The sequence below is a fragment of the Streptomyces ziwulingensis genome (genome assembly GCF_039542605.1).
Taxonomy (GTDB): Bacteria; Actinomycetota; Actinomycetes; order Streptomycetales; family Streptomycetaceae; genus Streptomyces; species Streptomyces ziwulingensis.
The window spans coordinates 52654-78940 of the sequence record NZ_BAABIG010000033.1 but is presented as its reverse complement, the minus strand read 5'-3'; the positions used below and the strand labels follow the sequence as shown (position 1 = coordinate 78940).

Sequence of the window (26287 nt, the reverse complement as noted above, 5' to 3'; positions counted from 1 at the left end):
CCGTGCTCGGCTCCCGCGTCGTTCGCGCCGTTCACGCCCGCCCGCCGAGGTCCGCACGGTGGGTGTAGTACGGGTTGACGAGCGGCCAGTCCGCGGCGATCCAGCGTGGTACGAGTTCGTCCAGGGCCGCCTCGACCGGTCCGCCCACGAGCCGGTCGACGACCCACCAGGAGATCTCGGCGTCCGTCCCGTCGTGGACCGGCGGATCGATGTAGACGCAGCCGAGCAGTTCGGTCTCGCCGTTGTCGAAGAGCGCGTAGTTGAACGACTCGTTGCGTTCCATCTCCGCCTCGTGCCGGGCCAGGTCCTCGCGGTCCTGCTCGGCGGTCATGGTCGCGGGGGGCCACTTCCAGGTCTCGCCGTACAGCGACCAGAGCCGTTCCCGCGATCCCATGACCGCCCGCATGTCCAGATCGACGTCGGTGGCCCGGATCGGGCGTAGGTGGTGCCCTGTTGTCAGAGGAACCCGGAGCGGGTTCTCCCATTCCTCCGCGAGCCAAGTGCTTGTTGTCATGACCGCAGCCTCACGGAGGTGCAGGCCCCAGATCAAGAGCCGGCGCCCGCACACTGCTCACCTCGCCGGCACGAGGCTCGCGCTCCGGCGGACGAGGAGTCCGCCGGCCGCGCCCTTCGAGGTGGTCCGCGGCCGGCGATCACGACCGCTGGGTCAGAAGCAGGGGCGGGCATCCTCGCTCACCGCCGCGCGGACGTGCTGCGGTACGGGCGGGTATCCGTTGAAGCCCACCAGGGTACTGGTCGAGCAGTAGGCGCCCGTCGACCAGATCACCGCCCGGTCACCGGGGACCAGGGCGACGGGCGCCCGGTAGGCGCGGCCGGCGGTGAAGGTGTCGAGCGGGTCACAGGTCGGGCCGCACAGGGTGACGGGCCGGGTGACGGCGTCCTCGCAATGGCCTGGGAAGGTGACGCGGTATTCGATACCGCCCAGATTGTCCAGGAGCCCGGCGTTCCACAGCCCGGCGTCGAGGACGACGTAGGTTCCGCAGGCGCGGTCGACGACAGCCTTCACCGAGGTGACGGTGACACCCGCGTCGGCCACCACGGCCCTGCCCGGTTCGAGGACGAGGCGCGGCTGGTGCGGGCGGGGGAAGTGGCGGTCGACCGCCGCGAGGATGGCCTCGGCGTACGTCTCCACCGGTGGCGCGTCCGTTCGATACGTGCCGGGGAGGCCGCCGCCGAGGTTGAGGTGCTCCACCGTGATGCCGTGCGGGCGTAGCCGGCGGGTGATACGGGCGGCGCGGGCTGTCGCCCGCTCCCACTGGGTCGGGTCGTACTGCTGGCTGCCCACATGCCAGCTCAGGCCGGCCAGGTGGAGCCCGCCGCCCACCGCGTGCAGGGCGAGCCGGGCCGCCTCGCTCTCCGGGCAGCCGAAGCGGCCGGCGAGCGGCTGGGCGGCCCCGGCGGTGTGGCCATGCGCGAAGCGGACGAACACGGAGGCGCCCGGGCACACAGCGGCAAGGCGTTCCGTCATGGCGACGCTGTCGGCGGTGAAGACCGTGACCCCCTGCTCCCGGGCGAAGGCGAGTTCGCGGGCGTCGGCGAACACGTTGGAGCAGGCGATGTCCTGCGGTGGGCAGCCGGCGTCCAGGGCCTGCTCGACCTCGGCCGGCGAAGCGACGTCCAGGGAACTGCCACGTTCGGTCAGGGCGGTCAGGAGCGTCCGGTCCGGACGGGCCTTGACGGCGTACTGCACACGCGTCCGTTCCCGGAAGGCGGCCACCAGCCGGTCGTAGGCCGCCACGGCCTCGCCGGTGTCGAATGCCGTGTACGGAGTGGGGCGCCGCTGGTCGAGGGCGGCCTGCTTCAGCCACGGGCTGGGTGTCTTCATGGTTGCCTCTTCCGTCTTCGCGCCGCGGTCGGTGACCGGGAGCCGGCCGGAACGTCACGCGCCGTGGTGCAGGCGCGCGGCGCGCAGGTAGCGGCGCAGCCGGTCGGTCGAGCGGGTGTCGATCGCCGCCGGGTCGAGGAACTGGGGGTCGATGACCTCGGGTAGCAACGCGACCGGCTCCTCCAGGCTTTCGAAGAAGGCGCGGATGCGTCCGCGGGCCCACTCCTCGAGGGGCGTGTGGTCGAGCCACCACGGCATCTGCGTCCCCTGGTCGTGCATGGTGTCCGCGGCGTGGCGCGCGGCGCCTTCGACGGCTTCGGAGACGGACGTCGTCTCGATGGGCATGCGTTCGGGGACGAACTGCGTGAACGGACTGTCATTGTCCTCCGGGGAGTTCTGGAGAAGCGTCGAGGCGAGGTGCCGGGCGATGGCCGGGCTGCTGTGGAAGCCGTCGCGGTAGGTGCCGGTGGCGAAGAGCAGGCCGGGGATCGAACAGGGTCCGATCAGCGGGTAGCAGTCCAGGGGGATCGGCCGTGTGCCGACCAGCCACCTCTGCACGTAGGAGACGGCGAGGGTCTCGTCGACCTGTTCGGACGCCTGCCGCAGCATGGTCTGCGCCAGACCCAGGTACACACCGGGCGCCGGGTCGAAGCCGATGACGTTGGTCGCGCCGATGTACTGCTCGTCCTCCCCGGCCAGCGGCACCACGTGCAGGCCGCAGGTACCGGCCCGGTTGGGCGTACGGATCACATGGGGGCCTCGCGGACCGGTGTTGACCCGCTTCACCGTCACGGCCAGGCCGGTGCCGTGCAGCATGGGCGGGACCGCGCCCGCCGGCAGTACCTGGTCCGCCAGAGCGCCACTGGCCACGCCCGCGGCCAGCACCACCGCTCCCGCCGACACCGTACGTCCGTCCCGCAGCTCCACCCCGGACACGGCACCGTCAGAGGCCCGCAGCACGGAGCGCACGGTCGCCGGTACCAGTTCCACGTTCCGCCGACGCGCCGCCCGCTCCAGGGCGGTGACGACCGCCCGCCCGTCCACGGCACCCTCCCGCCGCAGATGCAGGACCTGGAACGGCCTCTGGCCCAGGCGGGGTGCGAGGCCGTCGACCTGCTCAGGGTCCACCAGTTCGTGTGGCTCACCGAGTTCCACGGCTGCCTCGCGCATGGCGGCGAAGTTCTCGCCGGCGATCCGTCCCGAGCTGCTGCCCATGACGACGAACGTGCCCTCGCTCCACGAGGCGCGGACGGCGGCCGCTTCGGCACCGCCGGCGTCCGCCTCCAGTTCCGCGAGCCACTGGGGCCACAGGTCCAGGGCCACCCGCGCGATGGCGAACCGGGCTTCGGACGCGCGATGCCGACGGGTGTGCGCGGTGACCTCACCGAAGCAGTTCAGCATGGCCCCCGCGGCCACGCTCGCCGCGCGTGTGCGTTCCACCGGGCCCACCACCGAGACGTGCAACTCCGGTGCCCGGCGCGCGATCTCCACCGCGATGGACAGCCCCACCGCGCCGTTGCCCACGACCACGACATCCGTACCAGGCACTGTGCCCCCTCCGGTCTCGCGCCGTGTGAACGTCGCTTGAAGCTACCCTCGGCCTTTTCGGCAGAATCTCCGTGGTGCCTCCAGGCGGCCTCTCAGCCTGGACTTCATCCTTCGGGGTGACACCACCTACTTGTGTTCGATCGGCGCTCGGGTGCGGTCGACGGTGCCCGCCTCGTCACCACGCGGGCCGGCCCGCCCTCACACCCGCCCGAAGGCCAGGACGGCATTGTGGCCCCCGAACCCGAAGGAGTGGCTGAGAGCGAGGCTCACCTGGCCGCGCCGTGCGGTTCCTGTCACCAGGTCGACTTCTTCGCCGGCGTTCTGTTCCGTCAGGTTGGCCGTGGGCGGAATGATGCCTGACTGCACCGTCAGTACGGTGCATGCCGCTTCGATCGCCGCCGCGGCACCCAGGGAGTGGCCCAGCGCGCCTTTGGTGGCGGTCACCGACGGTGAGTGGAGGACGCGCCTGATCAGACGTGCCTCGACGGCGTCGTTGGCCACCGTCGAGGTGCCGTGACTGTTGACATGATCGACTTCGCCGGCATGTGCCCCTGCCTCGTCGAGGGCACGTCGGATGGCCGTTTCGGCGGCCCGGCCCTCAGGGTCGGGGCGGACGGGGTCGTAGGCGTCGCTGGTCATCGCGGTGCCGATGAGCCGGGCCCGGGCGGGTGCCTGGCGGGCCCGCGCGTGTGCCTCGGTCTCCAGCACGAGAACGGCCGCACCCTCGCCCAGCACGAAACCGTCGCGTTCCCGGTCGAACGGCCGGGACGCGCGTCCCGGCTCGTCGCACCGACGGGACAGCGCGCGCATCTGCGCGAAACCGCTGGCGAGCAGCGGTACCACGGGCGCATCGGCCGCGCCTGCCAGGGCGACGTCGCAGACCCCGGCCCGCAGGAGGCCGGCCGCCACGGCGATGGCGGTGGCCCCTGTGGCACACGCCGTCGAGACGCTGAACGCGGGGCCGGTGATGCCGTACCTCAGCGTGATCAGGCCGACCGCACTGCTGGGACCGCTTGCGGACGTCAGATGGGGGCTGACATGGCGGGGACCCTTGTCGAGGAAGCGCAGGTGCTGCGTGATGAAGTTCCCGACCCCGCTCATCCCGGAACCGATCACCACGGACACCCGGCAGGGCTCCCAGTCCGCAGGCACCAGCCGGGCGTCACCGATGGCCTCTTCACACGCCAGCAGGGCGAACTGGACATGACGGTCCGAAGTCCTCGTCAGTGCGTGTCCCAGGTGGGCGGTGGCGTCGAAGTGGGGCACGCGACAGGAGAAGTCGACGGGCAGGCCCTTGAGTTCTGGATCGAGGCCGGCGGTGGACACACCCGAGCGCACGCGCTGCCAGGTCGGGGCCACACCCACGCCGGCCGGGGTCACCATCCCCAGTCCGGTGACCACTACGCCACGGCTGCCGCTCATCCCGCCGTCTCCGGCATGCCGGCTTCGAAGGCGTCCAGTTCGGCCAGCCACCGCTCCGGCAGTTCCTCCGCGCGCGGGAGGCTGCGGTCCGCCACGACGCCGAGGTACGCGAATCCCGCGTACTCCGTCAGGCCCACCGCGAGCCGGTGGCCGGCCGGAAGGGACATCAACGGCAGCAGCCCGCGGATGCTGCGCCCGGCGATCTCCAGCGGACGGCCGGGTCCTTGGACGTAGGTGGCGAGGAGCGAAGTACGCTGCGGGCGCAGGGACAGGCCCGTGGCCGCGGCGGTCCAGCGCTTCGGCAGCATGTCGAACAGAGCCCCGGCATTCGGGTCGCGCCGGCTTCTCGTGATGCGCCGGGTCTCCCGTTCGGTACCGGCCAGTCGTTCCGCCGCGGTCGGCAGATGGCAGGGCAGGGGCACGAGGAGTCCCCGGACGTGGTCGCCCATGGCGGCCGCGGTGCCGCGGTCCCTGGTGTTCAGCGGGACCATGACCTGCACCTGGCGTCGGCGAGGCCGACCGGCCGGCAGCCAGGGACGCAGGGAACCGGCCAGTGCTCCCAGGTAGACGTCGTTGACGCTGGCACCGTACGCGGTGGCGATCGACCGCAGCCGTGACGTCGATGTCTGCGCCCACAGCCGGTGGTGACGCCCGTGTGTCGGCGTGTCGTGCGCAACGAACGGCACCGCGGCGGGGATCAGGAGTCCGGCGGCTTCCCGGGCGAGGGCGCTCACGAGCCCCGGCGACCACCGGCGACGCGGCTTCGGCCGCGCGCGGCCTCGTACGGGGACACGGCCCGAGAGGGTCCGGAGCATGATGTTCGCCAGGGAGACTCCGTCCAGCAGACCCTGGTGGGCGCGCACGATGAGCGCGAACTCGTCCTCGTCGTGGCCGTGCAGGAGCCACACCGCCCACGACAGTCCGGGCAGCGGCTCGGCGCACACCCCCTCGATCGCCTGGTGCAGGCCTCGGCTGCCGCTGCCCGGGGGCAACGGCAGCTCCACCAGGTGGTCGCCCGGTTCGACGGGGGAGCGACCGTCGGGAGAAGTGGGCAGGCGGGCCTGGTCGCGCAACTGTGGATACGCCTCACAAGCCGACGCCAGCAGCAGCGACATCTCGGCGCGGGACGGCGGGGTGCCGCCGGCCAGTGCCACCGCGCCGATGGCCATGGAGACTCCGGGATGAGCCGCCTCGTACCCGAACCACCGAGCGCCCTCGATCTCGGGCACATCCATCTCGTTCATCACGTTCCTTCCGAGCCGCAACTTGAGAAACTGAACCGAATACCCCGAATACGGGTCACCACCGAACACTTTATGCACAAGGAGTTCATGCGGCATTGCGCCGATTGAAGACGCCTCAGTGGGGCCGCTATTGCTGAAAAGGGTAGTGGTGAAGATGCTGCCCCGGCACCGGTTCACCGGGTTGTGCGCCGTCGAAATTACTTTCGCCTCCGGGCCCGCCACGCATGTTTCCTGCCTCCTGCCCCGCCCCCATACGGAACTGGGCGAAATAAAACAAAAAAGGAGGACCACGGGAATTCATGTGCGAGTGGAAAAATGTAGGTCCGTCAGGTTTATCGCCTGGAGATGGCCGTCAAGGCGACTCGACGGTATTGAGGACCGTGAATACGCATGTCCCACCCGCGTGCCGATCCTTTTCCGTCGTATCCGGACAGGCCCGCACTCGTTGTCAGTAGGTGACTTGTGCCGGGTGTTCCTCCGTCCGCTGTCCGTGTCCCGACGCCGATGCCGACGTCGTGCCCGGCGACAGCGGACCAGCCGGCCGGGCATCGGGCGCGGAGCGGCGTGGGCGGACCGGCGCGTGGGCATTGATCGTGCTGGCCGTCGTGGTGGCGGCGGTGTGCGCGGGCGCGGCTTCGGGCGGGTGGGAGCGGCTGGTCAGCGGGGGCTTCGACGCGTCGGGCACGGAGGCCGCACGCGCGGACGCCTACGCCGTGAGCCGCTTCGAGGCGGGTACGCCCCACCTCACCCTGCTGGTACGCGGCCACATCCCGGTGGACGCTCCGGCCTCCGTACGGGCCGGGAGGGACCTGACGGGCCGCCTGGCCCGTGCCAAGGGAGTGGTCTCGGTCACCTCCTACTGGGAGGGGCGCGACCCCGCGCTGCGTTCCACCGGCGGCAGAGAGGCGCTGGTCACGGCGGTGCTGGCGGGTGGTGAAGACCAGCGGGTGCGGACGGCTCGTCGGCTCGTACCCGGGCTGACCGGTGAGCAGGACGGGCTGTGGGTAGAGGTCACCGGTCCCGCGCGGGTGGGAGGCGAGGCGGTCGACCGGGCGAGGGACGACCTGGTACGGGCGGAACTGCTGACCGCTCCGGTGGTGTTCCTGATGCTGGTGTTCGCCTTCCGTTCGGTGCTGGCGGCCTTGCTGCCGGTGCTGGTGGCCGCAGTGTCGTCGCTGATCGCTCTGGCCCTGCTGCGGCCTCTGACAGCGTGGGTCGACGTGTCGACGTTCGCCCCGAACCTGACGTCGGCACTCGCGTTCGGGCTGGCCGTCGACTACTGCCTGTTCCTCCTGGCCCGCTTCCGGCGCGAGCGAGCCGCGGGACTGGAGCAGAGGGCGGCGGTGGCGGCCACGATGCGCACGGCCGGACGTACGGTGGCCTTCTCGGTGGTGACCGTCGCGCTGGTGATGAGCAGCCTGTTCGCGTTCCCGCTGCCCTTCCTGAACTCGATGGCCTGGGCCGGCATCACCGTCGCGGTGTCCTCCGGAATCGTCTGCCTCCTGCTCACCCGAGCGGCCCTCCTCCTGGCCGGTGACCGGCTGGCCGCTCCCCGCGCCCCGGCGGGCGACGGTGGCTGGGAGGCGCACGCGGGCTGGCGCCGCTGGGCGAGACTGGTGTGCCGGCGCCCGGTGGCGGGACTGGCGGCCGCTCTCATCGCGCTGACCGTCATGAGCGTGCCGCTGGCCCGGCTTCAGGCCGGTCCGATCGACGAACAGATCCTGCCCGCCCAGGCACCCTCCCGGGCCGCCGCCACCTCCCTGACGGCCGCCTTCCCGCACCTGACGCCCCGGACCGCAGTGGTCGTGGCCCTGCCTGAGGCCGCGTCCGCGTCACGGGCGGGGGCGGGCACGTACGGGGCCCGTCTGTCCCGGCTTCCGTCGGTCCGGACGGTCGACAGCGCGACAGGCCGCTACCAGCACGGACGCCGTATCGCTCCCGCCTCCGCGCCCGCCCGGTTCGACCGCCCGGGGGCGGGGACATGGCTGGCGGTGCAGGCGGGCGTGGACGCCTCGTCCCCGGCGGCGGGTGAACTGGTGGAGAGGATCCGGGGCCTGCCCGCCCCGGGCGGCACCGTTTGGGTGGGAGGCGCGGCCGCTCGTTTCGCCGACACCGCCCACACCCTGCGCACCTCGGCCGGCCCTGCGGCAGGGTGGGCGATGGTCTGCATGGCAGTGGTGTTGCTGCTGTTCACCCGCAGCGTCCTGGTACCGGTCAAAGCGATCGTGGTCGGGACGCTCAGCCTGGGAGCCTCGGCGGGGATGGCGGTGCTGGTCTTCCAGGACGGCTTCCTGGCCCCTTTGGTGGGTATGGACGGCAGAACCAGGGTGGTCGACGCGTGCATGCTCCTGCTCGCCCTGTGCGTCGCCTTCGCCCTGTCGATGGATTACGAGATGTTCCTCCTTTCCCAGATCAAGGAAGAACACCTCCACGGTGCCGACAACCGCGAGGCCGTCGCCAGGGGAGTCGAGCGGACCGGGCGGTTGGTGACGACCGCCGCCCTGGCCCTGGCCGTCTCCGTCGGCGCCCTGACCATGTCCTCCGTCACCCTGCTGAAGCTCCACGGATTCGCCCTGGCCTTCGCCGTCGTCCTCGACGCCACCCTCGTACGTGCCGTTCTCGTCCCCGCCGCCATGTGCCTGACCGGCAGAGCGAACTGGTGGGCTCCGGCCCGCCTGCACCGCCTGCTCACCCGCTGGGAACTTCACGGCACCGGCACCGGCACCGGCACCTGCATCAGCACCAGCATCTGCCACCGGCGCGGCCCTGCGGTGGAGACGGATGGCGGCGGCGCGGACGCGGACCGGATCCCGGCACCTGCCGAGCGGGGTACGGACCACCAGCCGGCATCCGGCCGCAGGAGTATCCCCCGGCGTGGACGTCACCGGCCGTGACCGGGGTTCGCCCCCGCCCCGGCCGGGCACTGCGCCGGACCCTGTTCGACGGTGCAGAGGTCGGTCGGCAGTCGCCTGCCCGCGGGCGACGGCGACGCCGCGGATCCACGCCGGGCTCAGATCCCGCCGGCCGGCGTCACTGCCACCGCACCGGCAGGCTCCGCGGTCCGCGGACGAGCATGCCCGCACGCCAGGACGGCGCGCCGGTGGTGGTGTCGAGACGTAGCCGGGGGAACCGTTCCAGCAGGGCGCGCACGGCGATCCGTGCCTCCAGGCGGGCGAGCGGTGCGCCGAGGCAGTGGTGGATGCCGTGCCCGAAGGCGAGGTGGCCCTGTCCGGAGCGGCGGATGTCGAAGGTGCCGGGGTCGGGGAAGCGCGCCGGGTCGCGGTCGGCGTCCGCGACGATCACCAGAACGAGTTCCCCTCCGCCCGGGACGATCGTGCCGCCGATGCCGACCGGTTCGGTGGTGAAGCGGAAGGTCGACGCCTCCACCGGCCCGTCGTAGCGGAGCATCTCCTCCACCGCCCCGTCGAGCAGCGTCATGTCGGCGCGGAGCGCGGCGTACTGCTCCGGGTGGCTCAGCAGGGCCAGCATCCCGCCGGAGATCAGGTTGGCGGTCGTCTCGTATCCCGCGACCAGCAACAGCCAGGCCGTGCCGACGAGTTCCTCATGGCTCAGCCGGTCCCCGTCCTCGTCGCACGTACGGATCAGGGCACTCATGAGGCTGTCGTCGGGTGCGGCGCGCTTGTGGTCCAGCAGGCGCACGAGGTAGGAGCCCATCTCCTGGCTCGCCGTCCGGCGCGCGGCCGGATCGGGGTGCGAGAACACGTCCGTGCTCCAGCGGCGGAACGCGTCGCGGTCCAGGGAGGGCACGCCGAGCAGTTCACACATGACCGACAGGGAGAGCGGGGCGGACAGCAAGTCGACGAGGTCACCGCCTCCGTCGGGCCGCCCGGCCATCTTGTCCAGCAGCGCCCCGGTGATCTCCTCGACGCGCGGGGCCATCTCCCGCACCCGCCGGGCCGTGAACTCGCGGGTGACCGGCCCGCGCAGGCGGCGGTGGTCCGGCGGGTCGGAGTTGAGCATGTTCGGGCCCGCGGCCGGCCGGACGAGGGAGAGCGCCGGCGAGGCCCGCGTCCAGGACTTGGCCAGGCGGGGATCGGCGAGTGCGGCGCGCGCCGCCGCGTACCCCACGACGAGCCACGCCTCGACGCCCTCGGGTATGCGCACGCGGTGCACCGGCCCGCGCTCGCGCAGCTCGGCGTAAAAGGGAAAGGGGTCACGGACGAAGTCCTCGCCCAGCGCGGCCAGATCGACGATGTCGGCCGTCGTCATCGGGGCTCCTCGGATCGCTCGGTTCACGCCCGGCTCCCGCACGGGCGGACGCAGCGTAGGCACGCCGGCCTTCCGGGCGGTCCCGGTCGGACGCCATCGTGCCCCGGGGGACAGCGAGCCGTCCTTCCGGGGCGGGCCGTCACAGAGCTTCCGACACCAACGCGCGCGTCGGCCCACCGCGTCCGCCCGCTCCTGAAGCGACAGCTCCGAGTAGGGCCGGTCGCCCCGGGCGCTGGGAACCGTCGGTTCCGCCCGAACCCCGGGCGACACCCGGACCGCGGAGAGAGCAGATCCCGACGAAGGGGCCGCTTCGCACGACACGTCCGGTGCGGCCGATCCCGCTGACACCGGGGCACAAGACCTCGACGGCCAATGGGTCGGTCATCGTGCGCGGAGGCACGGAATGCCGGCCCCGCCCCGGCTCCCAGCCGGCCCTCGTCTCCGTAGGAGCGGTGGTTGGTGCACAGGGCAGTGTTCGCCGTGACGCGCACCCCGTCGCATGAGGGGTTCCGCTCAGCCGGACGGCGAAGTCCGCTGTGCCGGAGTGCCGGACAACGCTCAGTCGCGTGCGCCGAGAGTCCGCGCAAGCGCGTCGAGGGTCACGTCGACGATGGCGCGCAGTTGCTCCGTGCTCGTTCCGGCTCTGCTCATGACGGCGAGGGACTGGTTCACGGCCGCAAGGTGGGTCGCGAAGGACTCGGCCGCCTCCTCGTGCAGCCGGCCGGCCCGCAGCGCGGCGCGTAGCCGGGTGTGCTGGAAGCCGATCGCCTCCCGTGCACGCGCCGCGACGCTCGCGCTCAGCACCGGGGTCGCCATGACGGTTTGGGCCACCAGGCATCCATCGGGCAGACCGGGGTCCGCGATGCGTTCCAGGGTGATGTCGAAGAACGCCCGCGCGGCTGCCAGGGGCCGGTCGGCGGCGCAGGACAACGCGGCGTCGTACTTGTCTCCGTAGCGCGTGGTGTAGCGCTCAAGGCAGCGCGTGAAGAGCGTGTCCTTGTCGCCGAGGGAGGAGTAGATGGAGCTGCGGTTGAGTCCGGTCGCCCGGGACAGGTCGTCCACCGACGTGTCCGCGTAGCCGGACCGCCAGAACTGGATCATCGCGGCATCGAGCGCCGCGGCGATGTCGAACTGCTTCCTGCCTGCCATGCCGGCGCCTCCCTCCTGCTCTGCCTGCTCGGTGGAGACCAGCATCTCATCTTGAACCAATCAGTTCAAGATGGGTTAGGGTGAAGGCATGGCCATGGCCGGATACCTCGCGGACGCCACGGCACAGCGACACGCACGCCGCGTGCTCGCGGCCGGCGTCATCGCGTTCGTCCGCGCCGTTGTCAAGGCGGGCGGAACAGCCGGGCGGAACAGTGACGATCCCGGGCTCAGCACCGCGCCGGCAACGTCGGCGATCGCGGCTTCTGTCCGCGGGCGCAGGGCGGCAGCCGTGCTGAGCGGCCCGGCCGGCATCGGCGGGGGGCGGCCTGAGCCGCCCCCCCGGCCGCCGCCGCACCGGCCCAACCAGCACATCTGACACCTTCAGCAGACCGTCGACGCACCGCACACCAGTGGAGGAGAATCATGAATGACCCCGCGAGCGCCCCACGCGTCTCCGGCAACCCGGTCCGTGACCTGCCGCTGCCCGACCTGACCGGTTTCACCCACCGGTGGGTCGACGCGGACGGCGTCCGGCTTCACGCGGTCCAGGGCGGTCAGCCGGACAGTCCGGCAGTCGTGCTGCTCGCCGGGTTCCCGCAGACCTGGTGGGCGTGGCGCAAGGTGATGCCGGACCTGGCCGACCGATTCCACGTCATCGCGATCGACCTGCCGGGACAGGGCCACTCCGAACGCCCGGACATCAGCTACGACACGCACACGGTCGCCGCGCACGTCCACGCGGCGGTCGAGGCGCTCGGAGTCTCGACGTACTGGCTGGTCGCCCATGACATCGGCGCGTGGGTCGCCTTCTCCCTCGCCTTGAAGTACCAGAGCCAGTTGCGTGGCCTGGCACTGCTCGACGCCGGCATCCCGGGCGTCACCCTCCCTGACGCCGTTCCGACCGACCCCGAGCAGGCGTGGAAGACCTGGCACTTCGCCTTCCACCTCGTGCCCGACCTGCCCGAGACACTGCTCACCGGCCGCGAACGGGAATACGTCGGCTGGTTCCTGAAGGTCAAGACGCGTTCCTCCGACACCTTCGACGACGCCGAGATCGAGCACTACGCCGCGTCCGTGGCCGCCGACGGCGGTCTCCGTGCGTCCCTGGCCTACTACCGGGACGCCGCCCGGTCGGCGCGGAAGAACCACGATGCGCTGGAACAACAGCGCCTGAGGCTCCCGGTTCTTGGGATCTCCAGCAGCCACGGCTCCATCCCCGACATGGCGGCCTCCCTCAGGCCCTGGGCCGACCACGCCACCGGGATCGTCGTGCCGGAAGCAGGACACTTCATCCCCGATGAACACCCCGGTGCCGTCGCTGTCGCGCTGACCGACTTCATCACCGCGGACGATTGAGACCGGACGGAAGCGAGTTCTGGTGGGCGGTTCGTGAGTCTTTACGGGTGTCTACTGCCCCTGGACGACGAGTTACGTCGTAACCCGCCGTCTCACCGGCGCGAACCCCCACCTGGCTTTATGACACCCCAGCATCTTCGCCGCCTTCCACCACGCGACCGGCCGCTGCGGGGCATGACAGATGTGCCAGATGCTCTAGATGCGCCGGCCAGGGGCGAACGCGCGTATGACGGTGACATGTCAGCGGATGCTGTCACGCCGGGTCCCGGTCGCAGCAGGTTCCTCCCGCACCACGTGTTCGCCGCGGCGGCCTTTCGGGTACCCGCTCGCGGTCACCGTCCATCGACCCGGGAGCGCACATGACGGACAAGACCGAAGACCACGGCGACCAGCGGTTCTGCATGGCCTGCGGTACACCGGCCGGAACGGGTGGGCTGTGCGAGCACTGCGGCGCCACGCTGGAACTCCCCGACGAAGCCGGGCTGGTGGAGGACCCGGGCGCCGCGGTGCGGCGGGACTTCGAGGAACGCCGATGACGCGGCGGCCGGGTCCGCCCCGTGAGGATCGCCCCGCCACGGGTACACGACCCGGCATGGCACCGAAGAACGATCACCTCACGCCCCCGCAGGCCGCGCGTCAGCTCCGCCGGACCCGCACCTTCTACGCGGCGGGCATCGCCCTGTGGACGGTGTCGACGGCCTGGACCGGACTGGAGTCCCCGGGCAGCGGGCAGATGTGGGCCTCCGCGCTGCTTCTGGCCGTCTTCGTCGGCCTGCTGCTCACGGCCTCCCTCTGGGCCCGGCGCCTGGACAGGACCGGACCCCGCCGCCCCGCACACCATGCCGCGCCGCGCAGGACGGCGACACCCCGGCACGCGGGGCTGCGGACCCACTGACGGATCCGCGGTCCCAGCGAACCGAGGAGACGCATAAGCCGGGCGAAGTGCCTGTACGAGGGCCACTTCAGGTTCCCCGGCTCGGCCCGGTCGTCGCTGATCCGCAACTGGGTCCACACACCCTCGCGTCTCTGCTCCGACGGCCGGGCCCCGCCGGCCGGGCCCGTTCCCCCAAGGGCCATAGCGCTTCCTACACTCAGGGCATGAACGATCACACGTGCACCCACTGCGGCAACGTCGGCCTGATGGAGGGTTTCATCGAGGACGCCGGCGAGCACTCGCGCGGCTACGCGCGCTGGATCGAGGGCGCGTTGGAGCGAGGGCTCCTCGGTGGAGCCAAGCGGATGGGCCGGCCCCGACGGCAGATCGAGGCCTTCCGCTGCCCCGCGTGCGGGCATCTGGAACTGTTCGCCACCGGTGAGGTGTAGCCGGTCCGGGCGGCAGCCCGAAACTCCCTCTCATCAGGGGGCGCGGAGCGCCCGGCCCGGCCCGGAAGGCCGGGCCGGGCGCTCCGCGCCCTGAGCCTCAGTCGTGGGCCAGAGCGGGCGGGGCGGCACCGACGCCCCAACCGGTCGGCCGGTCCGACAGCTTGATCCTGATGGTGCCGGAGCGGAGCAGGTCCTTGTGGGAGAGCCAGCTCTGGCTCGTCCTGCCCCGGTCCGTGCGCACGGAGGACACGTACTGCAGCGCCGAGGCGTCGGCGCCCGGCGCCTCGATCCGGACCGTGCGCCCGTGCTCCGGCCTGATCTCCACCTTCTCGAACATCGGCGCGGTGATGATGTAGTCGGCCGATCCGGGCTGCGCCTCGAAGATGCCGGCCATCGCGAAGACGAGCAGCGAGGAGGTGGCGCCGAGATCGTCGTTGCCGGGCATGCCGTAGGCGTCGTCGGTGAAGAGCGTCCGCATCGCCCGCAGCACCGCCGAGGTCTTCCACGGCGAGCCGGTCCACGTGTACATCCACGGGGCGTGGAAGTCGGGCTCGTTGTTGGGATTGAAGGCGAAGTTGTTGTGGTAGTCGTAGGCGCCGGTGACCCACGAGTCCGAGGCCGCCTTCGCCGGATCGGAGAGCACGGTCGGCAGGTCGAAGAACTTGTCGAGCCGCCGCTCGGCGGCGTCCGGTCCGCCCATCAGGTCGTAGAGAGTCCGCGGGTCCTGCTGGGCGAGCCACTGGTACTGCCACGCCGTGCCCTCGTGGAAGGCGCCGGACGCAGTGGGGTCCGGGTCGCCGGCGACGGTGCCGTCGGCGTTCTTCGCCACGGGGAAGCCGGTGAAGCCCTGCGAGGTGACGCTCGGGTCCCACAGCTCGGCGAAGTTGTCACAGCGCGAGGCGAGCGTCGCGGCCTTGTCCTCGTAACCGAGGTCGTCGGCCATCGTGGACAGCGCGCAGTCACCGAGGGCGTACTCGAGCGTCGCCGACCCCGCCTGGCGGCTGTCGCCGAACTTGTACCCGGGCAGGTCCTGGTAACCGACCCAGCCGTTCTCCACGTACGTCGGGTTGCCGTCCCGGCCGCGGAAGACGGACTGGTCCTCGGGGACCTCGTTGGCGTTCTTCCACAGCGCCGCGAACAGCTTGCGCGAGGTGCGGTCGTCCAGCAGACCGCGGTTGTGGAGGTCGACGACCCACGGGGTGACGGGGTCGCCGCTCATCACGTTGGTCTCACCGTTGCCGAGCCCCCAGCGAGGCAGCCAGCCCCCGTCCTCGTAGACCCGCAGCACCGACTTGGCCATGTCGGTGGCCTTGTCCGGGTTGAGCAGTGCCACCAGTTGGTTCTGCGAACGGTAGGTGTCCCACAGCGAGAACATCTGGTAGTACGTCGAGTCCGCGCGGTGCACCTTGTCGTCGAAACCGCGGTAACGGTTGTCCACGTCGGACCCGATCGACGGGTGCAGCAGCGAGTGGTAGAGCGCGCTGTAGTAGGTGCGCTGGTCGGCCCTGCTGCCACCGGCCACGCGCATCCGGTTCAGCTCGTTCCGCCAGGCGCCGTGCGCTCCGGACCGTGCCTTGTCGAACGATCTCGGCTGCTCGGTCCGGCGGTTGAGGCGCGCCCCGTCGGCCGAGGTGTAGGAGAGTCCCACGGAGGCGCCGACCTGGTCGCCCTCGGCCTCGTCGAACGTCAGCCAGGCACCGGCGCGCTCGGCGCCGCGCGATGCTGTGCGCCGGTTTGCGGTGAGGGTGTCGTCGCTCCAGGTCCCGAACGCCGAGAACGGCCGGTCGAACTTGGCGCTGAAGAAGACCCGGTAGCGCTCCTTGCCGGTCTCCCCGCAGAAGTTGCCTCCCTGGACCCAGCCTTCGACGGTGTCGTCGCCGACCACCTTGATGTCGCCGGCATAGGTGCTGCCATTGCTCTCACCGGCCTCGATGAGCACGTTCTCCCGGCCCGATCCCTCGGGATAGGTGTAGCGGTGCTGGCCGGTCCGTTCGGTCGCCGACAACTCGGCCTCGATGCCGTTGTCGAACTTCACCCCGTAGTAGCCCGGCGAGCGGGTCTCGTTGTCGTGGCTGAACTTCGCCCCGTACTGCGCGGGATCGGACGACGTGACCGCGCCGGTGGTCGGCATGAAGCGGATGTTGCCCATCGTCTGGCAGCCGACACCCGAGAGGTGGGTGTGGCTGAAGCCGAGGATGGTGTCCTGTGCGTAGTCGTAGGAGGCGTACTTGTTCAGTTGGGTGTCGGGACTGAGCTGCACCATGCCGAACGGAGCCGCCGCGCCGGGGAAGGTGGTCCCGTCACCGTTGTTGCCGATCGAGGTGTCGACCAGCGTGGTGGGATCCGCGGCGAACACCGGCTCCCGCTCCTTGGCGTTCGCGACGCCGGAGGTGGCGGAGACGGTGGCCACGGTGGTGACGACCAAAGCGGCGGTGAACGCGCGTCTCAGCGCTCTCATCGCGATCCTCTCGTTCGACAACGTTGTCAAAAGTGCTGCCCGTCGATCTTCGTCCCGTTGGCCCGGATCCGTCAATGCTTCGCCTTCGGGAAGCTGGGGAGCGGAGCAGGCGCTCGCTCCTCACCCGAACGGCTTTCCACCACCACGCCCTCGCGCTTGCCGTGTCTCCCGGCTCGACCCGGGGCCCGCGGGTGGCCGACCCGGGAGGCAGCAGGCGCGCGGTGGGCGGTGGGCGGTGTCAGGGCCGGGAGGGCGGAGCGGGGACGTGCCCTCCGGGTCGCGGCGGGAGAGGAGGAGCGTCGGGTGTCGGACGAGGGGCGACCGGAACGGTCTTCGGTATGACTGGCTGTCAGGCTCGTCGAGCAATGCCATCGACCCCAGCCCGCGCGTCGGCCGGCCAGCCCGCGCCCACGCCCCACCGGGACCCCACGAGCCCGGCCTCGCGCAGTTCGTCGAGCAGCCGCCTGATCACCACGGGGTCGGTGTGCGCGCCGGCCGCGATCTGCTCGGAGGCGGCGACCCAGCGCTCAAGTTCCAGGTCATGGCCGGTGATCTCGGTTTCACCTGCTCGTGCTGGGGCGCGCGCCATTCGGAACCGCCGGTGAACTTACCCGGCCGAGGCCCCGGCCGGGTGTGGGAGTCCACCCGACCAGGTGCACGTTCTTTGAGCACGGAGTACACCTCGACGGGCTCCTCGGTGTGTGCCGGGAGAAGTCCCGGCGACTCGCCGACCGCCGACCGCCGACCGCCGACCGCCGACCGCCGACCGCCGACCGCCGACCGCGCCGGGCCATAGAGGTGGCTTTCCAGAAGGCGGAGCAGAAGGCGGAGGGAGAACGCGCGTCCCACGCCCGGGGCGGCAGCTTCGAGTCCGCCGGCCGGCCCGAGGCCCAGGCCGCCGCGGAAGCCCTCGCGAGCGTTCTTTCCCCGCAGGAGGGCCAAGACGTCCGTGACGCCGTAGCCGACATCGAGCCTGACGGCGTTTGGGACCGGGACATGGATCTGATGAAGGACAGTACGCTGCTCTGCACCAGCGACCGGCACCGTACCTACGGCGCGCATCCCGCGAGCGTGAGGCCTCTGCTGCCCGGCTCGCCCGGTTCCTGCTCGGACCCTGTGCCCATGCGGGCCGCACCGCTCCCGCCTGCATCCCGCAAGCCATCTCCCAGCCGGTGGACTCGCTGCCGACCACCCTGTAGTACGCCACCGCGCCCACATGCCTGCCGTACGCCACCACCGGGTGTGTAATCCCCGTGTTCGAAGAGGTCCATCACCGGCCCTGCGGACCTCCCGTGAAGTGCGGTGATCCGTGCCTGCACAGTTCTCCGGTCCGGATTTCGCCTGCAAACCGGCGAAACCCGAACACGCCGTGACCGCATGGTCAAGGAGGCCCATGGCCATGGCCGCAGCCTGGCCGTCAGCTTCGATCACCGCCAGGTTGCCTGCCGCACGAAGTGACTACCTTGGCTGTGCTCGCGCTGTCGCAAGGCCGCGAAGTCGGCGCTCGGAGACGCTTACGCCCGGCCGGAGCGGGCACGAGCGATCATGCTCACCACCACGAGCCAACGGCAGGACTCTCGTTACTTCTCCTGCTCGAAAGGGACTCTTCATGTCGCTCCGCCTTGACCTACTGGTCACCGAGGACCAACTCCCCGAGCAGGTCGACGTCATCGTCGTGGGGGCCGGCAGCGCCGGCTCGGTCGTCGCGAGCCGGCTGTCCCAGCGTCGCAGCCGGCGAGTGCTGCTGCTCGAAGCAGGTTCGGCGCTGCCCACGGAGGCGAGTTCGACGCCCGGTGACGCGTTCGCGGCCCTCGGCCCGGACAATCTCCATGCCGCCACGACGGCACCGCAGCGCGCGCTCGACGGCCGCACGATCACGCTTGCCACCGGCAGTGGTCTCGGCGGCAGCAGCTCCGTGAACCTGCTCGCCTGGTTTCACGGTCACCCGGAGGACTACAGGGCCTGGGCGCGTTCCGGAGCGTCCGGCTGGGACTGGGACGACGTCCAGCCGGTGTTCCGGCAGATCGAGGATCACGCGGGCGGCCCGGACCGGTTCCACGGTGCCGGGGGACCGATGGTCATCGACGCGCCACGCGATCTGGAGCCGTCGCACCTTGCCCTCATCGCCGCCGGGGAGGAGGCCGGATTGCCGGTGACCCGTGACTTCAACGGGGAGCACCGCACCGGCATCGGAACCGTGCCGGTCAACATCCGCGACGGTGCGCGCCACAGCGTCGTGGACGGATACCTGAAGCCCGCGGCCACCCGCGACAACCTGCACATCGCACTCGGGGTCCGAGTGGCCCGGATACTGATCGAGCAGCACCGGGCGGTCGGTGTCGTCCTTGAGAGCGGGCAGGTGGTACGGGCCGAGGAGCGGGTGGTGCTCACCGCCGGAGCGCTGCGCACACCCCAGTTGCTGATGCTCTCCGGCATCGGGCCGGCCCGCCATCTGCGCGAGCACGGCATCGAGGTGGTCGTGGACAGCCCGCAGGTCGGTCAGGGCCTGCAGGACCATCCCATGGTGCCCGCGGTGTGGGCGATCACGTCCGGTCGCACCTACCTGGACGCTCACGACGAAGCCTCGGTGCGTGCCTACCGGCTGTCGCGGCGCGGGCCACTCGCCGGCTTCGCCACGGTCGGCGCGATGCTCCCACTTCCCGGGGACGGTCCGGCACCCAGTGTTCAGGCACTTTTCTACCTGCTCGGCCTCGACGGCCGGATGCGGCCGCTGTCCCGTCCGGCCGCGACGGCCACGATCGCCCTCCTCACCCCGCACAGCCGGGGGACGGTCCGGTTGTCCTCGGCCGACATCACGGACGGGCCGGTCGTCGACCCCGGTTACCTCAGCGATCCACGAGATCTCCCCCGGCTGCGCCAAGGGGTGCTTCGGATACAGGAGTTGACGCGCGCCCGCGCGCTCGACGCAATCGTCGGCGAGCGACTGTTCCCGCCCGCGGACGCGGCCGGACCGGAGATCGACGACTGGATCCGCGCGAATGTCCAGACGCAGTGGCATCCGACCGGAACAGTACGCATCGGACAGGACAAGGACCTCCCCGCGGATGAGCGGCTGGCGATCCGTGGCGTCGACCGGCTCAGCGTGGCTGATGCCTCGGTCATGCCGTCCATCCCACGCGGTAACACACAGGCGCCGACGATCATGGTGGCTGAGCGGGCGGCTTCGTTCATCGGCGTATGACGGCCCGGTGACAGCCCTGGATAGAGTGGCGACATGTACATGGGGGGACGCAGACTCAGATTCGTGACGGTGTCGGCGATGATCGTGCTGGCTCTGACCGGGTTCTCGTCCAGCCATGGCGACGGGAGCAGCAGTCGAGACCGCGAGAGCGGGGGCGGTTGCAGCAGCGCCAGTCAGGATCACGGCACTTCATCAACGCCGAGCACGTACGACAGCGAGCCGGCGAGTGGCCACGGCTCGGCAACGAGTACCAGTGACAGCGGCGGCGGTACGGACCATTCGGGGTCCGCTCACCGTTCCACCCCTACAGCTTCCTCCTCCGGCGACACCGCGGCGCCGATGAAGGACGGCACCGCCGTCCTCAAGCACTGCGCCAGCATGGACGACCCCTACGCCACCGTCGAGGTTCGCAATCCGAACGGACGCGAGGGCCTCTTCACCGTACGGATCAGCTTCAAGGACAGAACCGGCTTCACCCTGATCGACACCGTCGATCAGGTGTCGGCGCCGGCGAAGGACACCGCGACCTACCGCGTGCCCGTTGCCAGTACAGGACGCGTGGACGAGATCGATCACTGCGTCGTCGAACCACGGGCCCACTTCGACCGGTGACAGGTGCGCTCGATGCGCGTGATGGGGGTGCCGCCAAGGCTTTGGGAGCGGCGCCGACGCACAACGCCCCCGGTGCAGAGGTGCCGGGTGGACTGCGATGTGGCCCAGCAAGAGGGTGAGGGGACCGTCCGGTCGATCTCGTCGGTGGAGTCCGCCCGGGCGGCCAGACCCTTCTCCCAGCGTTCTTGTGGATGCTCCGGTCCGTCAGCCCGGCTGACAGCCTGTCGCTATCAGGGCGTCTGCGTTGGCCGTCACCGTGGTGCAGGTGATGGCCACGTTGTAGAGGGTGTAGTTCCTCAGGCCCGAAGGCGTCTGCACACTCGACATGGCCTGGTCCACGGTGAAGTGGTACGGCGCCCCGCCATCGACGAAACCGCAGGCGCTCACGGAGGCGAAGAGGTTGGGGAACAGGTAGCCGGTGCCGGCGGGCAGGAACGCGATGGAGGTGGACGTCGGGCAGTGGGCCGTCGTCGCGGCCTGAGCCGCCTGAGCTGGCGTGCCGGTGAGCGCCAGGCTCACCACGGTGCCCGCGACTCCAATGGTTACGGCGCCGCGCAGGGGACGTCTCACCATGCACTCCTCGCGTGCTGCGGATGGTGTTCCGGCCAGCTTCCTCGTCCCGCCCGTCCGCGCCCAGACGTAAACCGGCCGTACCGCCGGCGCACAGGCCGGGCGGGGGCGCAGTGGTGGCGGGCGCGGGTGACCGCGACGTAGGCGAGACGCGCGGCGGTGTCACTGACGAGTGACGAGTGACGAGTGACGAGTGACAAGTTCCGGGACGGGTCGTCCTCGGCCGTCGTGCTGGACGGTGTCCTTGGGCGGCGGGAAGTCGGCGCCGGTCTGGACGGTGGGCCATGCGCGGAGGTCGGTGCAGGGCTGGAGGCCGAGTCCGGCGGGGTCGTGCGTGGCGCAGTCCTGCAGTTCGCCCAGGGCGAGCGAGGAATCCCCCGGCGCCCCAGCAGTTCGGTCAACCTCCGGGGACTTCCGGGTCGGGCGGTCACTGTGCGGTCTGTCCTTCGGATGTCTTCTTCCTCCCGGCTGCCTCCTGAAGATCGGCGATCGTCTCACCGTGCTCCCTGGCCCAGGCGGTGAGCATCCTGATGGGCTCCTCCAGGGTGCGCCCGAGCTCGGTCAGGCTGTACTCCACGCGCGGTGGCGCCTCGGCGTACGCGCGCCGCTCGACGAGCCCGTTGTCCTGCAGCCGGCGCAGCGTCTGGGTCAGTACTTTGCGCGAGATGCCGCCGCTCAGCTCGACCAGCTCACCATGGCGCAAGGGGCCGTCGGTCAACGCGAAGAGCGTGACCACGGCCCACTTGCTGGCGAGGAGTTCGATGGCCAGGAGGGCGGGACAGTCGGCGAGGAAGACGTTGCCGGGACGAAAGGTCATGAGCCGAAGGTTACCTTCAGGTACCTAACGGCTGCCTACTGTCGTCAGTGCCCGACGGGTTCCACCGGATGTCTCATGCGCTCCGGTCCGATGCACAGCAGAGGTATTGCCATGTTCACTGCATATGTTGTCGTCGCCATCCTCATGTCGACGGTGCTGGTCGTGTCGGCCGGCGCCAAGTCCCTGCGTACGCAACACATCACCGGCCAGATGGCCACCCTCGGCGTCCCTGAGGGCATGCTGCTGTTCCTGGCCGCCGCTCAGGTGTCCGGCGCGGTGGGCCTCGTCATCGGCGTCTGGTGGGGACCGCTCGGGATCGCCGCGGCCGTCGGCCTGACGCTCTACTTTGCCGGCGCGGTCGCCTCCCACCTGCGCGTCGGTGACCACAGGGGCACACCCCCGGCGATCGTTCTCACCCTCATCGCTCTCGCCCTGATCGCACTGCGCGCCGCCACACTCTGACCGTTCCGGACTACGGAGTGGTGTGCATCGTGAAGCCGCTGGTCACGGAACTGGCTGGAGGGTCGCGAGAGATGCGCGCGCTGGTCATCGGCCGGTGTCCACGGCGGAAATCGTCTGACATGCCGTTCGGAGTCGTCCTCGGTCTGTGCCGCGCCGACCGCTGTGCCGCTCTTCCTTCGCTCTCCGGTGCCCTCGGTGGTGATCTCGTTGGTGTTGATGCGGCGGGCGAGGTTGGCGACACGGCGATCGCCGCCGAGCCGCTGGGCAAAGGGGGCACGCTGCTGGACGCCCTGAGGGGCTTCAAGGACCTCTACGACGCTGACGCCCCGCTGGAGCGCGTGCTGCCGGTCCCGGTCGCCGAGCACCCGCGGCGCTCCGCGCCGTACGTCCGGGGCAGCGCCGTCGCTCGCCTCACGCAGAGGACCTTGCGGCCGGGCCGACGTCTGTTCGGACAACTGTGACGTGCGCCTGGGCAAGGATGGAGACCTGCGGCTTCTTGCCGCCGTTCCCTGGTGTTCATTGGATGAAGTGCGGCTGCACAAGCCGTGTACACCACCGTCATTCCAAGGACCCGTCGGGTCGGCACGCGAGAGGAGGAACCGGGTGTCCACGCTGCTCGGCGAGCAGATCGCGAAACCATGGGCGACCTCTCGCACACAGCCGGCGCGGTCCGGTGCGTTGCCACGCGGAAGTCGCGGCGGCCCCCTCATGGTTCCTCTCGTCGACGCCGCCGACCGGGGCGCGACGCGTGCGATGCCGCGTCCGCGCACCCCCTGGGGCGGCGGCAAGGGCAGCGGAGGTCGTCGCTAGTGGCCGAGGTACCCGAGCCGTTGCGTTGGGCGGCCTACCTCACCGGGACCGAGCTGCCGGAGGCGGACCCCGACGGGTTGCGCCGCCAAGGGCAGATCTGGGCCGAGCTGGGCCGTGAGGTCGTGGGCATGGTCGGTGAGATCAACGCTGTCAACTCCCAGGTGCAGGGGCATGTCAACGGGCAGCCCGCGGAGGCGTTCGGTGACTACATGCGGCAGCTCAACAGCACGCTGCCGGCGCTGGCGCAGGCCGCGGCGAACCTGGAGACGATGAGCGACGACTTCGCTCTCCAGGTCGAGCACGCCACCAATCTGGTCATCGCGATGCTGTCCTGGATGCTGGTGGAACTCGCCTTCCTGATGAACACGCTGTTCGGTATGGCCGCCGTGCCCGCGCTGATCACGGGCGTGCGCCAGATCATCATGGCGATCATGAAGCGGCTGCTGATGTCGGCGGCGGTGGGCACGGGTGTCATGACCGGGCTGGAGACGTTGCTCCAGGCGATCGAGATCCTTCAGGGACATCGCAAGGAGCTCGATCCCAAGGCCATCGCGGACATGGCGATCGGTGGTGCCATCGGCGGTGCTGCGTTCGGTGCGCTGTCCGGCCTGGGCCGGGTGGTGGCCCCGCGTGCGTCCGGCACGTTGATCGGGCGGACGGTGATCGGTGGCGCGGCGGGTGTGGCCGGTGGTGTCGCGGCCGGTGCGGCGACGGGTGGGTCGGTGGACCCGGGGCTGGCGTTCCTGGGCGGTGCGGCGGGTGCGGCGCTGGGCGCGCCGGGGTTCGGCGGGGGGCGTCGGCAGGGTGGGAACGATCCCGCCGCCGGGGTGGCGGATCTGGTGAAGTCCTTGCCGCAGGAGGCGGATTTCACGGGTGCGGGTGGCCCGAAGGGCGGGTCGGTCGCGGATTCGCCGGTGGTGTCTGCGGGGAAGGGCGCCGAGGACGCGTCGCCGGGCGGCACGGTGCCGACGGTGAGCGGGCAGCCTGGCGGGTCCCGTGGGTCCGGCGGGTCGGGTGTGCCGGAGAGGGCTTCGGCGGGGGCCGCCGCGTCCGTCCCCGGCACACCGGGCGGAACGGGCAGGGTTTCCGGCACGGCGCACGAACCGGCTGCGCCGGGCGCGGGAACACGGGGCGGAGCCGGCCCGGAGTCCGGTGACGCGGCACCCGCCGCGCTGGCCGAGCGTGGGCCCGCTGTCGCGGAACAGGGTACGGTCCGGCCCGCGGCCGTGGTGGATGAGGGGACGGTGTCGGGTCCCCGGCCTGCGCGGACGGGTCTGCCGGGTTTCGAGTCGACGCCGCTCGCGGGGGTTCCGGTGGGCGGCGCGGTCCGGACGAACCCGGGGGGTGGCTTGCCCGAGGCTCCGGGCACGGTGCCACCGGCGACCGTGGGGAGGACAGGGAGCGGGGCCGGGAGTACGGGTACGGGACCGCGCCCGGGCGGCGCGGAGCCGGAGGTTGCCGGGGCGGTGGTCCGGCCGGCCGGCCGAGGCGGTGCGGAGTCGCCCGGGGCGGCGGGTACGACCCGTCCCGGCGGAACCGCCACGACGGAGACCTCCGGCCCGGCCGCCGTCCGGGGGAGGGCCGCCGAGGCGGGCGGCTCAGGGGGCGGTGGGGCCGGGGTCCCGGTCAGGTCTGCCGAGGCGGGCGGTTCCGGGAACGGGGCGGAGAGCGCTGCGGCCAGGACCAGCGGCCCCGGCACGTCCGGCCCGACGCCCCTGCCGGACCGGGGCGCGGACGCGGTACCCGGCGGCACCGCGCCGCAGACCACCCCGGCGATGCCCGCGCGGACCGTGGGGCCCGTCGACGAGGGCACCACTGTCCTGCCGGCCGCCGTTCCCGGCAGGACGGTGGAGACCGGGGCACCGGTCACCGCCGGGCGGACCGATCCGACTGCCCCCGGGAGCACAGGCTCGGCCCGGACCCCGGCCATCAGCGCGCCGACGCCCGCGGGACGTGCGGACGTGACGCCGGCCTCCGGCCGTTCGGACGGCGCGTCGACTCCCGCCCCCACCCGTGCGGACCTCACGGCGTCCACCTCCACCGCCGCGCCCCGCGTCACCTCCACCCCGGCGCCCGTGCGACCCGGCGTGGGCGAGCCGGGTCCGGCACCCGTCGTCCGTGCGGAGACCACGACGGCACCGGGAGCGGGGAGTCGTGCGGAGACTGCGATGGCACCGGGAGCGGGGAGTCGTGCGGAGACTGCGATGGCACCGGGAGCGGGGAGTCGTGCGGAGACTGCGATGGCACCGGGAGCGGGGAGTCGTGCGGAGACTGCGATGGCACCGGGAGCGGGGAGTCGTGCGGAGACTGCGATGGCACCGGGAGCGGGGAGTCGTGCGGAGACTGCGATGGCACCGGGAGCGGGGAGTCGTGCGGAGACTGCGATGGCACCGGGAGCGGGGAGTCGTGCGGAGACTGCGATGGCACCGGGAGCGGGGAGTCGTGCGGAGACTGCGATGGCACCGGGAGCGGGGAGTCGTGCGGAGACTGCGATGGCACCGGGAGCGGGGAGTCGTGCGGAGACTGCGATGGCACCGGGAGCGGGGAGTCGTGCGGAGACTGCGATGGCACCGGGAGCGGGGAGTCGTGCGCAGACCACGACGGCGCATGGCACGGGTGGCCGTACGGCCGCTGATGCCGCCGCGTCCTCCGTTCCCGGTGGCCGTCCGGAGTCCTCTCCCCGAGTGGTCACCGGCACGGGCCCGGTGCGGGACGGGGCGCCGGGGCCGGAGGGCGGCGCCGCGCCGGGCAGCGCCGTGCGGTCGGGCGCGGCTGCCGTGCGGACGGGTGCGGCTGCCGTGGACGGGGGACCGGTACCGTCCCGTACCGGCGACACGACCGCACCCGGCCCCCGGCCCGGCGCGGAGGCCGTCGCTCCGCGTACGGAGGCCGTGCCCGTCAGACCGGGCACGTCAGCCGGGACACGGACGGAATCCCCGGCCGGGCCACAGGCGGAAACGCCCGCCGGAGCCCGCCCGGAGACCGCGACAGGGCCGCGTGCCGAGACCCCGCCGCCGGCCACCCGGACCGTGCGGACCCCGGAGCCGTCCGGACGACCCGCCTCCGACGGCACCGCACCGGCCCCGCGCCCGTTGGACGACTCCCCGCGTCCGGGCGCCGACGAGGGTGACGCACGGGACGCTCTGGGTGCCGATCCGCCGGGGCCGGGCGGCGAGGGTGCGGGTGTCCTACCGAACCCGCGTCCGGGGGAACCGTATGTCTTCCGTGGTGAGGACCC

At 71.5% G+C, this 26287-nt stretch carries 21 protein-coding genes and 1 pseudogene; 10 read left to right on the top strand and 12 right to left on the bottom strand.

Annotation, left to right across the window (positions count from 1 at the left end; all coding sequences use genetic code 11):
* Window positions 1–31: 31 nt before the first annotated feature.
* The 5 genes from ABEB00_RS17770 to ABEB00_RS17750 form a co-directional block, all read right to left on the bottom strand.
* Window positions 32–514, bottom strand: coding sequence for a GNAT family N-acetyltransferase (locus ABEB00_RS17770; RefSeq protein ID WP_345620730.1), 483 nt, complete (start codon window positions 512–514; stop codon window positions 32–34).
* A gap of 153 nt (window positions 515–667) precedes the next feature.
* On the bottom strand, window positions 668–1846 hold the full coding sequence (locus ABEB00_RS17765; protein ID WP_345620729.1) for a type III PLP-dependent enzyme domain-containing protein: 1179 nt from the start codon (window positions 1844–1846) through the stop codon (window positions 668–670).
* 54 nt (window positions 1847–1900) lie between these two features.
* Entirely contained in the window at window positions 1901–3394 is a 1494-nt protein-coding gene (locus ABEB00_RS17760; protein ID WP_345620728.1) for an NAD(P)/FAD-dependent oxidoreductase, read from the bottom strand.
* A gap of 198 nt (window positions 3395–3592) precedes the next feature.
* Window positions 3593–4816, bottom strand: a complete 1224-nt coding sequence (locus ABEB00_RS17755) for a beta-ketoacyl-[acyl-carrier-protein] synthase family protein (protein ID WP_345620727.1) — start codon at window positions 4814–4816, stop codon at window positions 3593–3595.
* A complete protein-coding gene (locus ABEB00_RS17750; RefSeq protein WP_345620726.1) occupies window positions 4813–6060 on the bottom strand; it encodes a WS/DGAT domain-containing protein in 1248 nt (415 codons plus the stop codon). The genes ABEB00_RS17755 and ABEB00_RS17750 overlap by 4 nt, the downstream gene beginning before the upstream one ends.
* A gap of 515 nt (window positions 6061–6575) precedes the next feature.
* Between ABEB00_RS17750 and ABEB00_RS17745 the strand changes: the two genes are divergently transcribed.
* The gene (locus ABEB00_RS17745) at window positions 6576–8954 is read left to right on the top strand and encodes an MMPL family transporter (RefSeq protein WP_345620725.1); all 2379 of its coding nucleotides are present in this window, start codon (window positions 6576–6578) and stop codon (window positions 8952–8954) included.
* 136 nt (window positions 8955–9090) lie between these two features.
* Here the strand turns inward: ABEB00_RS17745 and ABEB00_RS17740 are convergent, their stop codons facing one another.
* Window positions 9091–10290, bottom strand: coding sequence for a cytochrome P450 family protein (locus ABEB00_RS17740; RefSeq protein WP_345620724.1), 1200 nt, complete (start codon window positions 10288–10290; stop codon window positions 9091–9093).
* Between the two features lie 558 nt (window positions 10291–10848).
* Entirely contained in the window at window positions 10849–11439 is a 591-nt protein-coding gene (locus tag ABEB00_RS17735) for a TetR/AcrR family transcriptional regulator (RefSeq protein WP_345620723.1), read from the bottom strand.
* 88 nt (window positions 11440–11527) lie between these two features.
* Here ABEB00_RS17735 and ABEB00_RS17730 point away from each other — a divergent pair, with 88 nt between their 5' ends.
* The 5 genes from ABEB00_RS17730 (at window position 11528) to ABEB00_RS17710 (ending at window position 14118) form a co-directional block, all read left to right on the top strand.
* Complete coding sequence (locus ABEB00_RS17730; RefSeq protein ID WP_345620722.1) at window positions 11528–11815, top strand: hypothetical protein; 288 nt, start codon at window positions 11528–11530, stop codon at window positions 11813–11815.
* A gap of 47 nt (window positions 11816–11862) precedes the next feature.
* A complete protein-coding gene (locus ABEB00_RS17725; protein ID WP_345620721.1) occupies window positions 11863–12795 on the top strand; it encodes an alpha/beta fold hydrolase in 933 nt (310 codons plus the stop codon).
* Between the two features lie 359 nt (window positions 12796–13154).
* A complete protein-coding gene (locus ABEB00_RS17720; RefSeq protein WP_345620719.1) occupies window positions 13155–13331 on the top strand; it encodes a hypothetical protein in 177 nt (58 codons plus the stop codon).
* Between the two features lie 56 nt (window positions 13332–13387).
* Entirely contained in the window at window positions 13388–13690 is a 303-nt protein-coding gene (locus tag ABEB00_RS17715) for a hypothetical protein (RefSeq protein ID WP_345620718.1), read from the top strand.
* Window positions 13691–13893: 203 nt separating this feature from the next.
* A complete protein-coding gene (locus tag ABEB00_RS17710; protein WP_345620717.1) occupies window positions 13894–14118 on the top strand; it encodes a hypothetical protein in 225 nt (74 codons plus the stop codon).
* 97 nt (window positions 14119–14215) lie between these two features.
* On the opposite strand, the gene ABEB00_RS17705 is transcribed toward ABEB00_RS17710, so the two are convergent.
* Both ABEB00_RS17705 and ABEB00_RS36075 read right to left on the bottom strand, forming a co-directional pair.
* Complete coding sequence (locus tag ABEB00_RS17705) at window positions 14216–16576, bottom strand: GH92 family glycosyl hydrolase (RefSeq protein ID WP_345620716.1); 2361 nt, start codon at window positions 16574–16576, stop codon at window positions 14216–14218.
* A 397-nt stretch (window positions 16577–16973) separates the two neighbouring features.
* Window positions 16974–17165: pseudogene (locus ABEB00_RS36075) on the bottom strand (Rrf2 family transcriptional regulator); the annotation flags it as partial.
* Between the two features lie 1020 nt (window positions 17166–18185).
* Here ABEB00_RS36075 and ABEB00_RS17695 point away from each other — a divergent pair.
* Both ABEB00_RS17695 and ABEB00_RS17690 read left to right on the top strand, forming a co-directional pair.
* Window positions 18186–19778 (top strand): GMC family oxidoreductase, encoded by a 1593-nt coding sequence (locus ABEB00_RS17695; RefSeq protein ID WP_345620714.1) that lies wholly within the window; start codon window positions 18186–18188, stop codon window positions 19776–19778.
* A gap of 63 nt (window positions 19779–19841) precedes the next feature.
* The gene (locus ABEB00_RS17690; protein WP_345620713.1) at window positions 19842–20390 is read left to right on the top strand and encodes a hypothetical protein; all 549 of its coding nucleotides are present in this window, start codon (window positions 19842–19844) and stop codon (window positions 20388–20390) included.
* A 204-nt stretch (window positions 20391–20594) separates the two neighbouring features.
* Here the strand turns inward: ABEB00_RS17690 and ABEB00_RS17685 are convergent, their stop codons facing one another.
* Window positions 20595–20963: a hypothetical protein gene (locus tag ABEB00_RS17685; RefSeq protein ID WP_345620711.1), complete on the bottom strand. Its 369-nt coding sequence runs from the start codon at window positions 20961–20963 to the stop codon at window positions 20595–20597.
* Window positions 20964–21387: 424 nt separating this feature from the next.
* Window positions 21388–21777, bottom strand: coding sequence for a winged helix-turn-helix transcriptional regulator (locus tag ABEB00_RS17680; RefSeq protein ID WP_345620710.1), 390 nt, complete (start codon window positions 21775–21777; stop codon window positions 21388–21390).
* A gap of 111 nt (window positions 21778–21888) precedes the next feature.
* Between ABEB00_RS17680 and ABEB00_RS17675 the strand changes: the two genes are divergently transcribed.
* On the top strand, window positions 21889–22239 hold the full coding sequence (locus ABEB00_RS17675) for a DoxX family protein (RefSeq protein WP_345620709.1): 351 nt from the start codon (window positions 21889–21891) through the stop codon (window positions 22237–22239).
* Window positions 22240–22268: 29 nt separating this feature from the next.
* The gene (locus ABEB00_RS17670) at window positions 22269–22700 is read left to right on the top strand and encodes a hypothetical protein (protein WP_345620708.1); all 432 of its coding nucleotides are present in this window, start codon (window positions 22269–22271) and stop codon (window positions 22698–22700) included.
* Window positions 22701–23254: 554 nt separating this feature from the next.
* On the opposite strand, the gene ABEB00_RS17665 is transcribed toward ABEB00_RS17670, so the two are convergent.
* Window positions 23255–23515: a hypothetical protein gene (locus ABEB00_RS17665; protein ID WP_345620707.1), complete on the bottom strand. Its 261-nt coding sequence runs from the start codon at window positions 23513–23515 to the stop codon at window positions 23255–23257.
* Between the last annotated feature and the right edge of the window lie 2772 nt (window positions 23516–26287).

Bases quoted from the DNA above. Each gene is read 5' to 3' on its own strand.
- ABEB00_RS17770 (WP_345620730.1), bottom strand. From the start codon at position 514: ATGACAACAAGCACTTGGCTCGCGGAGGAATGGGAGAACCCGCTCCGG.
- ABEB00_RS17765 (WP_345620729.1), bottom strand. From the start codon at position 1,846: ATGAAGACACCCAGCCCGTGGCTGAAGCAGGCCGCCCTCGACCAGCGG.
- ABEB00_RS17755 (WP_345620727.1), bottom strand. From the start codon at position 4,816: ATGAGCGGCAGCCGTGGCGTAGTGGTCACCGGACTGGGGATGGTGACC.
- ABEB00_RS17750 (WP_345620726.1), bottom strand. From the start codon at position 6,060: ATGAACGAGATGGATGTGCCCGAGATCGAGGGCGCTCGGTGGTTCGGG.
- ABEB00_RS17740 (WP_345620724.1), bottom strand. From the start codon at position 10,290: ATGACGACGGCCGACATCGTCGATCTGGCCGCGCTGGGCGAGGACTTC.
- ABEB00_RS17735 (WP_345620723.1), bottom strand. From the start codon at position 11,439: ATGGCAGGCAGGAAGCAGTTCGACATCGCCGCGGCGCTCGATGCCGCG.
- ABEB00_RS17730 (WP_345620722.1), top strand. From the start codon at position 11,528: ATGGCCATGGCCGGATACCTCGCGGACGCCACGGCACAGCGACACGCA.
- ABEB00_RS17725 (WP_345620721.1), top strand. From the start codon at position 11,863: ATGAATGACCCCGCGAGCGCCCCACGCGTCTCCGGCAACCCGGTCCGT.
- ABEB00_RS17720 (WP_345620719.1), top strand. From the start codon at position 13,155: ATGACGGACAAGACCGAAGACCACGGCGACCAGCGGTTCTGCATGGCC.
- ABEB00_RS17715 (WP_345620718.1), top strand. From the start codon at position 13,388: ATGGCACCGAAGAACGATCACCTCACGCCCCCGCAGGCCGCGCGTCAG.
- ABEB00_RS17710 (WP_345620717.1), top strand. From the start codon at position 13,894: ATGAACGATCACACGTGCACCCACTGCGGCAACGTCGGCCTGATGGAG.
- ABEB00_RS17705 (WP_345620716.1), bottom strand. From the start codon at position 16,576: ATGAGAGCGCTGAGACGCGCGTTCACCGCCGCTTTGGTCGTCACCACC.
- ABEB00_RS17695 (WP_345620714.1), top strand. From the start codon at position 18,186: ATGTCGCTCCGCCTTGACCTACTGGTCACCGAGGACCAACTCCCCGAG.
- ABEB00_RS17685 (WP_345620711.1), bottom strand. From the start codon at position 20,963: ATGGTGAGACGTCCCCTGCGCGGCGCCGTAACCATTGGAGTCGCGGGC.
- ABEB00_RS17680 (WP_345620710.1), bottom strand. From the start codon at position 21,777: ATGACCTTTCGTCCCGGCAACGTCTTCCTCGCCGACTGTCCCGCCCTC.
- ABEB00_RS17675 (WP_345620709.1), top strand. From the start codon at position 21,889: ATGTTCACTGCATATGTTGTCGTCGCCATCCTCATGTCGACGGTGCTG.